Annotated in this window: 16 protein-coding genes; 14 read left to right on the top strand and 2 right to left on the bottom strand. The window is 39.0% G+C overall.

What is annotated here, in order from left to right; translation table 11 throughout:
- Positions 1 to 23: 23 nt before the first annotated feature.
- On the bottom strand, positions 24 to 185 hold the full coding sequence (mciZ, locus tag JFU50_RS19540) for a Z-ring formation inhibitor MciZ (RefSeq protein WP_082527557.1): 162 nt from the start codon (positions 183 to 185) through the stop codon (positions 24 to 26).
- A gap of 75 nt (positions 186 to 260) precedes the next feature.
- Between mciZ and JFU50_RS19545 the strand changes: the two genes are divergently transcribed.
- Both JFU50_RS19545 and JFU50_RS19550 read left to right on the top strand, forming a co-directional pair.
- A complete protein-coding gene (locus JFU50_RS19545; protein WP_053346855.1) occupies positions 261 to 812 on the top strand; it encodes an NUDIX hydrolase in 552 nt (183 codons plus the stop codon).
- Complete coding sequence (locus tag JFU50_RS19550; RefSeq protein WP_201223736.1) at positions 813 to 1,991, top strand: endonuclease Q family protein; 1,179 nt, start codon at positions 813 to 815, stop codon at positions 1,989 to 1,991. It begins immediately after the preceding gene.
- A gap of 67 nt (positions 1,992 to 2,058) precedes the next feature.
- Here JFU50_RS19550 and JFU50_RS19555 read toward each other — a convergent pair whose 3' ends face one another.
- The gene (locus tag JFU50_RS19555; protein WP_201223737.1) at positions 2,059 to 2,622 is read right to left on the bottom strand and encodes a GNAT family N-acetyltransferase; all 564 of its coding nucleotides are present in this window, start codon (positions 2,620 to 2,622) and stop codon (positions 2,059 to 2,061) included.
- A 150-nt stretch (positions 2,623 to 2,772) separates the two neighbouring features.
- Between JFU50_RS19555 and spoIIM the strand changes: the two genes are divergently transcribed.
- The 12 genes from spoIIM to JFU50_RS19615 all read left to right on the top strand — a co-directional run bounded on the left by spoIIM (position 2,773) and on the right by JFU50_RS19615 (position 13,778).
- Positions 2,773 to 3,420 carry a stage II sporulation protein M gene (spoIIM, locus tag JFU50_RS19560; protein WP_201223738.1) on the top strand — a complete coding sequence of 216 codons (648 nt, stop codon included), beginning with the start codon at positions 2,773 to 2,775 and terminating at the stop codon, positions 3,418 to 3,420.
- A gap of 118 nt (positions 3,421 to 3,538) precedes the next feature.
- Positions 3,539 to 3,997, top strand: coding sequence for a ferric iron uptake transcriptional regulator (fur, locus tag JFU50_RS19565; RefSeq protein ID WP_053348129.1), 459 nt, complete (start codon positions 3,539 to 3,541; stop codon positions 3,995 to 3,997).
- 222 nt (positions 3,998 to 4,219) lie between these two features.
- A complete protein-coding gene (locus tag JFU50_RS19570) occupies positions 4,220 to 4,447 on the top strand; it encodes a YqzK family protein (RefSeq protein ID WP_053346851.1) in 228 nt (75 codons plus the stop codon).
- A gap of 5 nt (positions 4,448 to 4,452) precedes the next feature.
- On the top strand, positions 4,453 to 5,346 hold the full coding sequence (xerD, locus tag JFU50_RS19575; RefSeq protein WP_201185693.1) for a site-specific tyrosine recombinase XerD: 894 nt from the start codon (positions 4,453 to 4,455) through the stop codon (positions 5,344 to 5,346).
- Positions 5,347 to 5,655: 309 nt separating this feature from the next.
- On the top strand, positions 5,656 to 6,843 hold the full coding sequence (gene deoB / locus JFU50_RS19580; protein WP_201223739.1) for a phosphopentomutase: 1,188 nt from the start codon (positions 5,656 to 5,658) through the stop codon (positions 6,841 to 6,843).
- 17 nt (positions 6,844 to 6,860) lie between these two features.
- Positions 6,861 to 7,673 (top strand): purine-nucleoside phosphorylase, encoded by an 813-nt coding sequence (locus JFU50_RS19585; RefSeq protein WP_201223740.1) that lies wholly within the window; start codon positions 6,861 to 6,863, stop codon positions 7,671 to 7,673.
- Positions 7,674 to 7,745: 72 nt separating this feature from the next.
- The gene (locus JFU50_RS19590) at positions 7,746 to 9,050 is read left to right on the top strand and encodes a pyrimidine-nucleoside phosphorylase (protein WP_056525190.1); all 1,305 of its coding nucleotides are present in this window, start codon (positions 7,746 to 7,748) and stop codon (positions 9,048 to 9,050) included.
- Between the two features lie 242 nt (positions 9,051 to 9,292).
- Positions 9,293 to 10,459 carry a D-alanyl-D-alanine carboxypeptidase family protein gene (locus JFU50_RS19595; RefSeq protein ID WP_201223742.1) on the top strand — a complete coding sequence of 389 codons (1,167 nt, stop codon included), beginning with the start codon at positions 9,293 to 9,295 and terminating at the stop codon, positions 10,457 to 10,459.
- A 131-nt stretch (positions 10,460 to 10,590) separates the two neighbouring features.
- Positions 10,591 to 10,941, top strand: coding sequence for an anti-sigma F factor antagonist (gene spoIIAA / locus JFU50_RS19600; protein ID WP_201223744.1), 351 nt, complete (start codon positions 10,591 to 10,593; stop codon positions 10,939 to 10,941).
- 1 nt (position 10,942) lies between these two features.
- A complete protein-coding gene (gene spoIIAB / locus JFU50_RS19605; RefSeq protein ID WP_053346844.1) occupies positions 10,943 to 11,383 on the top strand; it encodes an anti-sigma F factor in 441 nt (146 codons plus the stop codon).
- A 13-nt stretch (positions 11,384 to 11,396) separates the two neighbouring features.
- The gene (gene sigF, locus JFU50_RS19610; protein ID WP_053346843.1) at positions 11,397 to 12,164 is read left to right on the top strand and encodes an RNA polymerase sporulation sigma factor SigF; all 768 of its coding nucleotides are present in this window, start codon (positions 11,397 to 11,399) and stop codon (positions 12,162 to 12,164) included.
- A gap of 318 nt (positions 12,165 to 12,482) precedes the next feature.
- On the top strand, positions 12,483 to 13,778 hold the full coding sequence (locus JFU50_RS19615; RefSeq protein ID WP_446728144.1) for an NCS2 family permease: 1,296 nt from the start codon (positions 12,483 to 12,485) through the stop codon (positions 13,776 to 13,778).
- Positions 13,779 to 13,853 lie beyond the last annotated feature (75 nt).

A 13,853-nucleotide genomic window follows, 5' to 3' on the forward strand; every position in this document is an offset into this window, starting at 1 on the left:
CAAATCCATTTCGCTCAAAGAATTCACTTGATTCGTTTTAAAGGAGAGGTTGCCTGTTGATCGTGTATGTCGGCAATCCAATCATTGATATAGACATATTTATTTTGCAATTGTTTTAGTTTTTGAACGATCTCCCAACTCTTTCCAGATAAAATGACGCCTTTGTCCAATACATAAACTTTCATCGAATCGCCCTCCATCTCTATTATGGTAAAATGTATGAAGAATAATACTGCAATTAGAACAGAGGAGTGGTCAGGATGAAAAAATTTGAAGAAAAAACGATATCTTCGGAAAAAGTATTCACCGGTAAAGTAATCAGCCTACAGGTGGATGATGTAGAGCTTCCAGATGGAAAAACAAGTAAACGTGAAATCATCAAGCATCCGGGAGCGGTTGCAATCATAGCTGTTACAGCAGACAATAAAATCATCATGGTCGAACAGTACCGTAAAGCGCTGGAGAGAAGTCTGGTTGAAATTCCTGCAGGAAAGCTCGAAAAAGGCGAACAACCGATTCTGTCGGCAGAACGGGAACTTGAGGAAGAGACAGGGTATGTATGCGAAAAAATGGAACACATCATATCCTTTTATACGTCCCCAGGCTTTGCCGATGAATTGGTTCACATTTATGTAGCCCACAATTTGAAAAAGAAAGAAAATGCGGCCCCCTTGGATGAGGATGAATTTGTCGAGGTGATTGAGCTGACGGTAGAGGAAGCTCAAACCTATATAGATGAAGGGAAAATCCAGGATGCCAAAACGGCATATGCAGTTCAGTACCTGCAGTTGAAAAAGGTGATGACTTCATAAATGAAAGAGTATTACGCTGACCTGCATATCCACATAGGCAGAACAAGAAGTGGAAAGGCCGTAAAAATAACCGGTGCTAAAACGTTGACCTTCAGCAAGGTGATACAAGTGGCAAGTGAGAGAAAAGGTCTCGATTTAATCGGGATAATTGACTGCCATTCTCCTGAAGTTATCGAAGAGATTGAAGCAGGAATTCTGGACGGGGAAATTACAGAGAAGGATGAAGGCGGTCTTCTTTACCGGAACACAACAATCATTCCAGGCTCTGAAATTGAAATTTATGATCAGCATTGTAATGGCCCAATCCATGTTCTTGCCTATTTTCCAACATTGGAAGCGATGAAGAATTTTTCGGTGTGGATGAGCGGTTATGTTAAAAATATCACCTTAAGCTCTCAAAGAATTTATTGTGACGGAAGAACACTGCAAAAAATAGTAAAATCACTTGGCGGCTTGTTTATCCCAGCACATGTTTTTACCCCCTTTAAAAGTTTATATGGTAAAGGGGTAAAGTCGAGTCTGGCTGAAGTATTCGATCCAGAGTTAATCGACGCCATCGAGCTTGGGTTAAGTTCTGATACAGATATGGTCAAGGATATAAAAGAGTTGGAATCCTTTGTCTTCGTGACGAATTCTGACGCACATTCGCTTGGGAAAATAGCTCGTGAATATCAAAAAATTCGACTTAAAGAACCAAGTTTTAACGAGTTGGCAAAAGCCCTTCAAGATACAGAAGGACGAAAGGTATCAGCCAATTATGGGTTGAATCCCTTATTGGGAAAATATCATCAAACCGTTTGTTCAGGATGTTTACATCAATTGTTAAGGGATAATGAACAATGTCCTGAATGTGGAAACAAGACTATCATTAAAGGGGTGTCGACTCGAATAGAGGAACTATCTATTCCTAAAATGAATGGAGAGAAACGAAGGGAAAGACCGCCATATATCCATCAAGTACCCCTCGATTTCATCCCGGGACTTGGTCCTAAATCAATGGAAAAACTGCTAAAGGCATTTGGAACCGAGATGAATATCCTTCATGAGGTAACCCTTGAACAACTCAAAGAAATCGTTCCTGAAAAATTGGCCCACTATATCGATTCTGCCAGAAAAGGGGAGCTTACTTTTGAAGTTGGGGGCGGAGGTAAGTATGGGAAAGTAAAAAAGAACAGCTAATTATTTGTTTATGTAAGGGAACAAAAAAGAGTCCTGACAGAGGAGGTTTATACTGTCAGGACTTTTTTTAGTTTGTTGTTTTTGCATATATATAGGTGTCTCGCAATTCCTTGCCGTCAGCACTTATACAGTCATTATGTAAAGTTCCTTCAAGAGTATACTTTAGTTTTTCGGGAATTCGTTTACTAGCAAGGTTATTAGGGTCACAGCGGATTTCAACCCGCTTTGCCCCATAATGATGAAAAGCAAATTGGGTTAACTTTTCAATCGCTTCGGTTATGTACCCTTTTTTACTGTGCATCGTATCAATCCAATAGCCAATCTCAAATTTGGGGATATCCCAGTTAATTCGGTGCAGACCAGTGGAACCGATGAATTGGTCGTTTTCTTTCCTATAAATATGAAGTCTAATATCCTCTTTTAAAATAAAGTCCGCAAAGGCTTTTAGGACGTTCTGTTCTGAGGTTTCCAAGGACGGTTCCTGATGGGCAAATGGAAGCCATTGTTTTAATTCATTCTGGGAACGGACAATGGCTTCATACACATCTTTGCCATCTCCAGGTTGACAAGGTCTTAGATATAGCCGTGGAGTTTCAATTTTTTCTGGGAAATCCATTAATATAGCTTTCATATCACACCTCCAAGTAATGGTTATGGAAAATTATAACATGATATTGCTTTGAGGTGTTCTTCCTGATTAGGGAATTCATACTTGTTTTCTTTAGCATAAATGAAAGAGTGAAAACATAGATTCTAGTAAGCGGAGTTGGGAGGATGAAAGATGAAAAAAAAATCTGTCGTACAAAATGCCGTAATGAAACACATTAACGAACATTCCTCATTATATGTCTTTATCACTGTGCTTTTTTTAATGGGTGTCATTTTTGGCGCTGTACTCGTAAATAGTTTGAGTTTTACCCAAAAAGAGGACTTGTTCTATTATTTATCACAATTTTTTGGACAAGTTACCAAAGGAGAATTTGCATCTTCGCATGATATGTTTAGCCAAAGTATTATGCATAACATAAAATATATAGGCCTCATCTGGATTCTTGGGATTTCGGTTATTGGGTTGCCGGTTATCTTGATATTGTTATTTATTAAAGGAATGGTTGTAGGGTTTACAGTCGGCTTTTTAGTTAATCAAATGGGGTGGAGCGGGTTCTTATTATCATTTGTCGCAATTCTACCACAAAATATATTCATTGTACCGATTTTCATCGTAATAACGGTCCTTGCTGTCTCGCTATCAATGAAAATGATCAGCCGGATTTTCCTCAAGCAAATTCGAGAGCCGCTGAAGCCAATTATATCACGCTATATTTTTTCATTAATTTTGTCAGGATTATTTTTAATTACAGTCGCTGTATTTGAAGCATACTTATCACCCTCTTTAATGAAAAATGTCGTCAGTTTCCTGGGTCATTGAAGGGAATTTGCTAATCACAACAATTTTTTTATCATTAACAAGAAATCTATTTTGACAGTTTTCCCTCATTTGTTATAATGGATAAGATAGCGGCGCGGGAGGGAATATAGGTATGGAAATAGAAAATAGAATTGATAGAATAAAAAAGCAGTTGCACTCGTCCAGCTACAAACTAACGCCTCAGCGAGAAGCGACCGTCCGCGTTTTACTTGAGCACGAAGAGGATCATTTAAGCGCAGAAGACGTTTACCTCCTTGTCAAAGAAAAGTCGCCGGAAATTGGATTGGCAACAGTATACCGTACGCTAGAGTTGCTGACTGAATTGAAGATAGTAGATAAAATTAACTTTGGAGACGGGGTTTCCCGTTATGATTTAAGACAAGAAGGGGCTGCCCATTTCCATCATCATCTTGTTTGTGTGGAATGTGGAGCGGTAGATGAGATTCAAGAAGACTTACTTGAAGACGTAGAATCCATTGTAGAACGCGACTGGAACTTCAAGATTAAAGATCATAGATTAACCTTTCATGGTATTTGTCATCGATGCCATGAGAAAGACGAGAATAAAGGTGAATAAAGTCGGACCTTTTCCATTAAATGGAGAAGGTTTTCTGCATTTTTAAAAGGGTAAATATCTGCAGAGCAAGGTCCATTCGACATGTAGCTGAATTCAGGAAATTAGGATAACGTCACTTTTCTCTTTTATAGCTGTTTTTACTTTCTCCTTACCGAAACATGTATAAAACTTGTCCTGTTGGGCATAGATTGATACAAAGGATCGAATGGGAGGGGAAAGGTGATGAAAACTTCATTGTCGCTTGTTCTACATACAGCTAAAGTGATGATTCTCTTTGTTAGCTTCACTATTCTTTTTTATATAGGAATGGTATGGTTAAATCAGGAATATCAAAGTTATCATCGTTATGACGAACCCAAAGGTATGGCTGTAAAAGTATCAAAGGCTGTTGATACAGGTGATGATGCATGGCTTGAACGCTTAATGTTGTTTTATTTAAACGGGGAGTAATGAATATGGAGAATCAAATTAGGGATTTTATTCATTTTTTAACCATTGAAAAAGGACTTGCCAAGAATACGCTCGTTTCTTATGAACGCGACTTAAATTCATATTGGAGCTACTTGAAAAATGTAGAAACCATTACCAACTGGAATGATTCGCGGAGGGTGAACATCTTGCATTTTCTGGTTCATTTGAAGGATCAGGGCAAATCATCGAAAACGGTAGCGCGTCATATCGCCTCCATTAGGTCTTTTCATCAATTTCTTCTCCGAGAAAGGGTGACCGACCAGGATCCATCTTTACATATAGAAACACCAAAACCAGAGCGAAGCCTCCCAAAAGTGCTAAGCATGGAAGAGGTGGAAGCGTTATTAGAGGCCCCAAAGGTAATGGATGAATATGGTTTGCGTGATAAGGCGATGCTTGAATTGATGTATGCGACAGGGATGCGCGTAAGTGAGTTAATATCAATGGATGTGAGTGATGTCCATGCATCGATGGGCTTTGTCCGCTGTATTGGAAAAGGAAATAAAGAAAGAATCATTCCAATTGGCCAAACGGCACTTGGTGCTATTGAAAATTATTTGGATAGGGCCCGAGGAAAATTTGCTAGTCCAAAGCACCGAACAGAGTCACTTTTTTTGAATCATCATGGAAACAGGCTGACAAGACAGGGATTTTGGAAGATTTTAAAGAAACTTGTGAAAACGGCGCAAATAGAAAAAGAAATCACCCCACATACTTTGCGTCATTCCTTCGCGACACATCTATTAATGAATGGGGCAGATTTAAGGGCAGTCCAAGAGATGCTAGGTCATGCGGATATATCGACGACGCAAATTTATACGCATATTACAAACGTTCGGATTAAGGATGTATATTCAAAATTTCATCCGCGAGCTTAGAAGTTTAGTAGAATGATAGAGAGGTTGTGAACTTCACTGCAAAACAGATGAAGAAAGCAGCCTTTTTCGAAATTGAAAGGGGATACAAACGGTCGATACTAAATCGCTATAGTGGACATTGTGAAGATCTAGTGATACGTTTTTCTTTCAGAAATATATTATTTGTCTCCATCATGGTAATCGTTTACAATGTAGAGAGGTCAGACTTCTGACGTTCTCGTAATTTTCATTTTATTGAAGAGTAACTAAACAGTATACGGGTAATATAGAGAGTATAAAAACTGATTTACTATTTTAGGAGGAATGAGCATGAAAGGGAATTCAGCGTTTAAACGTATTTTTGTAGTGGTTATGGACTCAGTAGGGATTGGTGAAGCACCTGATGCAGATTTATTCGGTGATAAAGGGTCAGATACACTTGGTCATATCGCAGAAAAAATGAATGGATTAAACATGCCAAATCTCGCAAAATTGGGTTTAGGTAATATCCGTGAAATCAAAGGGATTGATAAAGCGAAGCAACCGCTCGCATACTATACGAAAATGAAAGAAGCGTCTACTGGAAAAGATACGATGACTGGACACTGGGAAATTATGGGGTTGAATATATCGACTCCATTTCGTGTGTTCCCAAATGGTTTCCCAGAATTATTAGTCAATGACCTCGAAGCGAAATTGGGTCGTGGGATTATTGGGAATATTCCGGCTAGCGGGACGGAAATCATAGAAAGACTTGGCGAAGAACATATGAAAACGGGTGCGTTAATTGTTTATACATCTGCGGATTCAGTTTTACAAATCGCTGCCCATGAAGATATAGTTCCGGTAGAAGAATTATACCGAATTTGTGAGATTGCACGTGAAGTAACAATGGCTGATGAATTTAAGGTTGGACGCGTAATCGCAAGACCTTTCACAGGCCAACCAGGCAGCTTCAAAAGAACGCCTAATCGTCATGATTATGCTTTAAAACCATTTAACAGGACGGTTATGGATGAATTGAAAGATTCCGGATATGATGTTCTGGCAATCGGGAAAATTTCTGATATTTTTGATGGTGAAGGGGTCACTGAATCCTTAAGGACCGTATCTAATATGGATGGAATGGATAAATTAATCCAAACCATCGAACAGGATTTCAAAGGTTTAAGTTTCCTTAACCTGGTCGACTTCGATGCTTTATACGGTCACAGACGTGATCCAGAGGGTTACGGAAAGGCATTAGAAGAATTCGATGCTAGAATGCCAGAAGTACTCGATAAGCTAAAAGAGGACGATTTATTAATCATCACTGCTGATCACGGGAATGACCCGGTACATGAAGGGACCGACCATACACGTGAATATGTGCCATTATTAGTTTATTCTAAACGATTTACAGAAGCTGGCGAGCTTCCAATAAGAGATACATTTGCTGATATAGGGGCAACAGTCGCAGCTAACTTTGATGTGAAAATGCCTGCCTTCGGAAAAAATATTTTGGGCGATATGAATTAAGGGGAGAGAAAATATATATGTTTAATAAAATAGAAGCAATTGCCTCATTTATAAAAAGTAAGATTGATGGTTGTCCAGAAATAGGATTGATTCTTGGTTCGGGACTTGGGGTATTAGCAGATGAAATTGAGAATCCTATTACGATCCCATATCACGATATACCGGAATTTCCAGTATCAACTGTTGAGGGACATGCAGGTCAGCTTGTCATCGGTATTTTAAGCGGCAAAAAAGTTGTAGCTATGCAAGGTCGTTTTCATTTTTATGAGGGATACTCTATGGAGAAAGTCACATTCCCTGTGCGTGTAATGAAGCTTCTTGGAGTTGAGCAGTTAATTGTAACTAATGCTGCGGGAAGTGTTAATGAAAGCTATGCACCGGGAGACTTGATGCTAATTACGGATCATATCAATTTAATGGGGGCAAATCCATTAATTGGTTCAAACGAAGAGCGGTTTGGTCCTAGGTTCCCTGATATGTCAGAAGCGTATAACAAAGAGCTGCGAGCTCAAGCTAAAAAAATTGCTTCATCGCTTGGTATGGATATTAAAGAAGGTGTCTATATTGGGAATTCAGGCCCGACCTATGAAACACCCGCAGAAGTGAAAATGGCAAGGATTCTTGGCGGGGATGCAGTCGGCATGTCCACTGTTCCGGAGGTTATTGTGGCAAGACATAGCGGTATGAAAGTACTCGGTATTTCATGTCTTACCAACATGGCTGCAGGCATTTTGGATCAGCCGTTGTCACATGTAGAAGTAATTGAAACGACGGAAAAAGTAAAGAGTAGTTTTCTGGAATTTGTTAAACAAATCGTTAAAGACATTTAAAACAGTTTAAATTTAAAATAAAATAAGCACAGCTAAATGTAGCAGTGCCTTTAAAAAAGCGGGGAATCTAATATGAGAATGGTAGATCTAATCGAGAAAAAACGTGATGGTAAGGCTCTTTCTACGGAAGAAATTCAGTTCATTATCCAAGGGTTTACTGATGGAACGATTCCTGATTACCAAATGAGTGCTTGGTCAATGGCCGTTTATTTCAAAGGTATGAATGAGCAAGAACGTGCTGATTTAACCATGGCTATGGTTGAATCGGGCGATCAAATTGATTTAACTATGATTGAAGGAGTTAAGGTTGATAAACATTCCACTGGAGGTGTAGGTGATACGACAACACTTGTTCTTGGACCTTTAGTGGCTGCAGTTGGAGTTCCGGTAGCGAAGATGTCAGGACGCGGTCTTGGCCATACTGGCGGAACAATTGATAAATTGGAATCTGTTACAGGTTTTCATGTGGAAATAGAAAATGATGAGTTTATACGACTTGTGAATAAAAATAAAATAGCTGTCATTGGTCAAAGTGGTAACTTAACACCTGCGGATAAAAAGTTATATGCATTGCGCGATGTAACGGCTACTGTTAACAGCATCGGCTTGATTGCTGGTTCAATTATGAGTAAAAAAATAGCTGCTGGTGCCGATGCAATTGTCCTTGATGTGAAAACGGGTGCAGGAGCATTCATGAAAACTCTCGAAGACTCAGAAGAATTAGCTCATGCAATGGTGAGCATCGGGAATAATGTTGGGCGAAACACGATGGCTGTAATTTCAGATATGAGCCAGCCGCTAGGTTACGCAATCGGAAATGCTTTAGAAGTGAAAGAAGCAATCGATACGCTTAAAGGTGAAGGTCCGGAAGATTTAACGGAACTTTCCTTAACACTAGGCAGTCATATGGTGTTCCTTGCTAAAAAGGCAAGCTCGCTTGAAGAAGCTAGAACCCTGCTTGAAAACGCAATTAAAGATGGTTCTGCTCTTAACTCATTTAAGGTTTTCTTAGAAGCGCAGGGAGGCGATGGTTCGGTTGTAGATCAGCCAGAAAAACTTCCGCAGGCTGCCTATACTTTTGAGCTTGAAGCAAAAGAAGACGGATATGTATCAAAAATCGTTGCCGATGAAGTTGGAACAGCGGCTATGCTTTTAGGAGCCGGAAGAGCGACCAAGGAATCAGAAATTGACCTAGCTGTTGGGTTAGTACTCCGTAAAAAAATCGGAGAAGTCGTGGCAAAAGGTGAATCTCTAGTGACGATTTACAGTAATTTTGAAGATGTTTCAGAAGTAAAAGAAAAATTGTATGAAAACATATCTATCTCGAAAGAAAAAGTTGAAAAACCTACGCTTATCTATAAAGAGATTATGGAATAATGTACCTTCAAAAATGTTGCTCTTTTTTTAGAGAGTGACCTTTTTGTAACCTTAGCTAGCTTATGTAGCTAAAATAATCCTATGATTTTAAAAAGAGGATGCCTATGCGCATCCTCTTTTTATTTTTGTGTTAATTTTCCTAATAATTCTTATATTTACAAAATTTATCTTTAAATGAACTTATTGTATAAAAATGGGTGTAATGGAAAAAATAAATCATATAAAGATTGGAGGGTATGGAGATGAAGCGGATTCTTTCTCTATTTTTAACCGTATTAATAGTCGCTGGTTTTAGCATCCCACATACAAAAGCAGCGGAAGATAAAGGAGTCGACTTAGCGGCTAATGCTAAATCTGCTATTTTAATTGAACGGGATACAGGTACCGTATTGTATGATAAAAACGCAGATGATCGTCTTTCACCGGCAAGTATGACCAAGATCATGACGATGCTGCTAATCATGGAAGCAATCGATAAAGGCGATCTTACCATGAAGGAAAAAATCAGGACAAGTGAGTATGCAGCGTCGATGGGTGGTTCTCAAATCTTCCTCGAGCCAGGTGAAGAAATGACCACGGAGCAAATGCTTAAAGGCATCTCGATTGGTTCGGCGAATGATGCATCGGTGGCGATGGCGGAACGAATTGCGGGATCTGAAGAAGAGTTTGTTAAGAAAATGAACAAAAAAGCGAAAGATCTCGGGCTAAAAAACACGAAGTTTCAAAATGTGACAGGCCTTCCTGTTAAAGATCATTACAGCTCGGCTTATGATATGTCCATCATGGCGAAGGAGTTATTGAAATACGATACAATTACAAGGTTCACGGGTACATATGAAGACTATCTCCGTGAAAATACCGAAAAGAAATTCTGGCTGGTTAACACGAACCGATTAGTGAAATTTTATCCGGGGGTAGATGGGCTAAAAACAGGATTTACAAATGAAGCGAAGTATTGCCTGACGGCTACAGCGAAAAAAGGGAATATGCGGGTCATTGCCGTCGTTTTCGGAGCAGCATCTCCGAAGGAGCGAAATGCGCAGGTTACCAAAATGCTTGATTATGCTTTTTCACAATACATCACATATCCTATATATAAACGAGGCGAGATGTTAGGAGAATCAAAGGTAAGTAAAGGTCACAAGAAAATGGTTATAGGAGTAACAAGTGAACCTATTTCAGTTTTGACAACCAAGAACGGAACAGCGAAGGATTTTACAAAAAAAATTACTCTTAATAAAGATTTGAATGCACCAATCAAAAAAGGCGATCAAATTGGTACGCTTGAATTGAAGAAAAACGGTAAGGTGTATGTCGAATCGCCAATTGTTGCGAAGGAAACTGTTGAAAAAGCCAGTTGGTGGCAATTGTATAAACGGGCTTTCGGCATGTTTACTCAAGTCAAATAGAATAATTTGTCGCATTACCTGATAAATGTACTAATTTAGGCGAAAGCCCACTAGTTTTGCTATGAAGAAGGAATCTGCAGGTGAAAAAGAGAATTTGACTCTTTATAAGACAGTGAAGGAGGCTGTATATAATGAGTCTTACGATTAATATGGAGGCGAAAGATCGTGTATTATGCATTCGTCTCAAAGGTGATTTAGATCATCATACAGCAGAAAAATTGAAAAAACAGGCAGAGTCAGCAATTCAAAAGCATAACATCAAGCACATAATTCTCAACTTAGAAGAATTACATTTTATGGACAGTTCAGGACTCGGTGTTATTTTAGGGCGTTATAAGCAGGTAAACAATAAACAAGGTGAAATGGTCGTCTGCGCAATTTCTCCAGCAGTAAAGCGGTTATTTGAGATGTCAGGGTTGTTTAAAATTGTTAAAATGGAACTATCCGAAAAAAACGCTTTGCAAAGACTGGGGGTTGCCTAAGATGAAAAATAAAATGGAAACGAAATTTTCTGCACTAAGCCAAAATGAATCTTTTGCCAGGGTTACAGTTGCGGCTTTTATTGCCCAGTTAGATCCAACAATGGATGAATTGACAGAGATCAAGACTGTCGTGTCAGAAGCAGTTACGAATTCGATTATTCATGGGTACGAGAGTGACCCGGAAGGATGGGTCTACATTTCTGTGATTATTGAAGGTGATACTGTAGAATTGACCATCCGTGATGAAGGACTGGGCATTGAAGACGTCGAGGAAGCTAAACAGCCACTATTTACGACAAAACCTGAACTTGAACGTTCCGGTATGGGATTCACCATTATGGAAAACTTCATGGATGAAATCAATATTATTTCCCATAAGGGTGAAGGTACGATCATTCGATTAAAAAAGCACTTAACTACAAGCAGAGCTTTGTGCAATTAAGGGAGACTTGCATATGGATGTGGAGGTTAAAAAAGAGAAGAGCAAAAAAGGCCAGCCCCATTTAAAAGATGAGGAATTACGGAATTTAATCCAACGCAGCCAGAGTGGTGACCAGGACGCAAGAAACTTGATTGTCAATAGCAATCTAAGACTTGTCTGGTCCGTAGTACAGAGATTCCTCAATCGAGGTTATGAACCGGATGATTTATACCAGATTGGCTGCATTGGGCTTTTGAAGTCCGTAGATAAATTTGACTTATCGTTTGAAGTGAAATTCTCTACGTATGCTGTACCAATGATCATTGGAGAGATTCAACGTTTTATCCGTGATGATGGAACTGTAAAAGTAAGCCGTTCTTTAAAGGAAATGGCAAATAAAATTCGTAGAGCCAAAGAGGAACTTTCAAAAACGTACGGCCGTGTTCCAACGGTCAATGAATTGGCGGAACATCTTGAGCTGTCACCAGAGGAAATTATCATGGCCCAAGAGGCTAGTCGAAGTCCTTCTTCCATCCATGAAACGGTTTATGAAAATGATGGCGACCCGATTACTCTTCTTGACCAGATTGCCGACAATAATGAAACATCATGGTTTGACCAAATCGCTTTAAAAGAAGCCATCCATGAATTGAATGAACGTGAAAGACTAATTGTTTTCCTGAGGTACTATAAAGACCAGACGCAATCGGAAGTAGCGGCAAGACTTGGCATATCCCAAGTACAGGTGTCACGGCTGGAAAAGAAAATTCTCCAGCAGATGAAAAACCACATGAATCAGTGATTCATGTGGTTTTTTTTGAGAAAAATTTGGGTTTTAGGAAAAGGTAAAAAGACTCTAATCATATTAAAAAGGAGCCCATAGTAGTTTGAGGTGATGGGAATTTACGGAAATAAGAGAGGGGATGAAATTTTTTAGTTGAATTTAGAATTAAAAACGAATATTATAGTAAAGGTCGCGCTTTTCATTCGTTTTTTATCTTTCATTCAACGAATATGATTAATCTGAAAAAAGTGTAGATGCAGTACAATTTTAGGACACCTTTGTCTTCGCATGCAAACGATTGTATCGGTGTTTCCTTTAGATCTGGAGGTCTAAATGATGTTTTTAGAAAATTTTTTCTCCCTAAAAGAAAATGGGACGGATGTCCGTACTGAAGTTATGGCGGGTGTTACGACATTTTTAACTATGGTTTATATCCTTATTGTGAATCCGGCTTTATTATCCTCAATCGGAATTCCATTTGAACAAGTCTTTATGGCAACAGTCATTTCTGCTGTTATAGGTACCCTTATTATGGGGTTGGTCGCAAAATATCCAATTGCGATTGCACCGGGGATGGGCTTGAATGCTTATTTTGCTAGTGTAGTTGGTGCACAAGGTCTTTCATATCAAACCGTATTTGGAACAGTTTTCATCGCAGGCTTGCTATTTTTATTGATAAGTGTAACGAGCTTGCGCAAAATGATAATTGATGCCATTCCGAATTCATTAAAATATGGAATCACCTCTGGAATTGGTTTATTCATCGCGTTTATCGGATTGAAAAATGCGGGAATCGTCGTACCGAATGATTCAACTATGGTTACGCTTGGCGACTTGCATCAATCTGGAACAGTTTTAGCACTTGCAGGTTTATTTATAACGTTAATTTTAATGGCACGCAATGTTAAAGGAGCAATTTTTATTGGGATGATCATTACGGCAGTCATTGGCTACTTTATCGGTCTTCTCAACTTTAATGGAGTGCTATCTGTGCCGCCTACACCGGTATTTTTCGATATCGATATCTCTGGGGTCTTTACGAACTCTCTATATTCAGTTGTTTTTGCCTTTTTACTTGTGACAATCTTTGATACGACAGGTACATTGATTGGAGTAACGGAGCAGGCAGGTTTAACGAAGGACGGGAAAATACCTCGTGCGAAAAAAGCATTTTTAGGAGATGCAATTGCGACGACAATTGGCTCTTTGTTTGGAACAAGTCCTTCCACAGCATATGTTGAATCTAGCACAGGTGTGGCAGCAGGAGGCCGTACTGGTTTAACAGCCACGGTGGTAGCTATCTTGTTTGCAGCATCTATTTTCTTTTCTCCATTGATCTCGGCCATTTCTTCAGTTTCAGCAATCACTGCACCTGTTTTGATTATCGTAGGTTGTTTTATGATGGAAGGTTTAGCTAAAGTCAATTGGAAAATGTTTGATGATGCATTTCCGGCATTTGCGATTATTTTAACGATGCCTCTTACTTCAAGCATATCAACGGGGATTGCAATTGGATTCATAACATATCCCCTTATGAAGTTATTTAGTGGAAAAGGAAAATCAGTTCATCCACTTATTTATATTTTTGGATTGATATTTTTAGTTCAACTGATTTTTTTCCCAACTCATTAAGTTAATAATGTAAACAAAAAAGACATGCTGTCATTCAGCATGTCTTTTTTGTTTTATCTTTCACCCTCGTAATTA

Source organism: Peribacillus sp. TH14, from assembly GCF_016651145.1.
Lineage (GTDB): Bacteria > Bacillota > Bacilli > Bacillales > DSM-1321 > Peribacillus > Peribacillus butanolivorans.

Coding starts and splice junctions, on each gene's coding strand:
- mciZ (WP_082527557.1), bottom strand. CDS start 185: ATGAAAGTTTATGTATTGGACAAAGGCGTCATTTTATCTGGAAAGAGT.
- JFU50_RS19545 (WP_053346855.1), top strand. CDS start 261: ATGAAAAAATTTGAAGAAAAAACGATATCTTCGGAAAAAGTATTCACC.
- JFU50_RS19550 (WP_201223736.1), top strand. CDS start 813: ATGAAAGAGTATTACGCTGACCTGCATATCCACATAGGCAGAACAAGA.
- JFU50_RS19555 (WP_201223737.1), bottom strand. CDS start 2,622: ATGAAAGCTATATTAATGGATTTCCCAGAAAAAATTGAAACTCCACGG.
- spoIIM (WP_201223738.1), top strand. CDS start 2,773: ATGAAAAAAAAATCTGTCGTACAAAATGCCGTAATGAAACACATTAAC.
- JFU50_RS19570 (WP_053346851.1), top strand. CDS start 4,220: ATGAAAACTTCATTGTCGCTTGTTCTACATACAGCTAAAGTGATGATT.
- xerD (WP_201185693.1), top strand. CDS start 4,453: ATGGAGAATCAAATTAGGGATTTTATTCATTTTTTAACCATTGAAAAA.
- deoB (WP_201223739.1), top strand. CDS start 5,656: ATGAAAGGGAATTCAGCGTTTAAACGTATTTTTGTAGTGGTTATGGAC.
- JFU50_RS19585 (WP_201223740.1), top strand. CDS start 6,861: ATGTTTAATAAAATAGAAGCAATTGCCTCATTTATAAAAAGTAAGATT.
- JFU50_RS19590 (WP_056525190.1), top strand. CDS start 7,746: ATGAGAATGGTAGATCTAATCGAGAAAAAACGTGATGGTAAGGCTCTT.
- JFU50_RS19595 (WP_201223742.1), top strand. CDS start 9,293: ATGAAGCGGATTCTTTCTCTATTTTTAACCGTATTAATAGTCGCTGGT.
- spoIIAA (WP_201223744.1), top strand. CDS start 10,591: ATGAGTCTTACGATTAATATGGAGGCGAAAGATCGTGTATTATGCATT.
- spoIIAB (WP_053346844.1), top strand. CDS start 10,943: ATGAAAAATAAAATGGAAACGAAATTTTCTGCACTAAGCCAAAATGAA.
- sigF (WP_053346843.1), top strand. CDS start 11,397: ATGGATGTGGAGGTTAAAAAAGAGAAGAGCAAAAAAGGCCAGCCCCAT.
- JFU50_RS19615 (WP_446728144.1), top strand. CDS start 12,483: ATGTTTTTAGAAAATTTTTTCTCCCTAAAAGAAAATGGGACGGATGTC.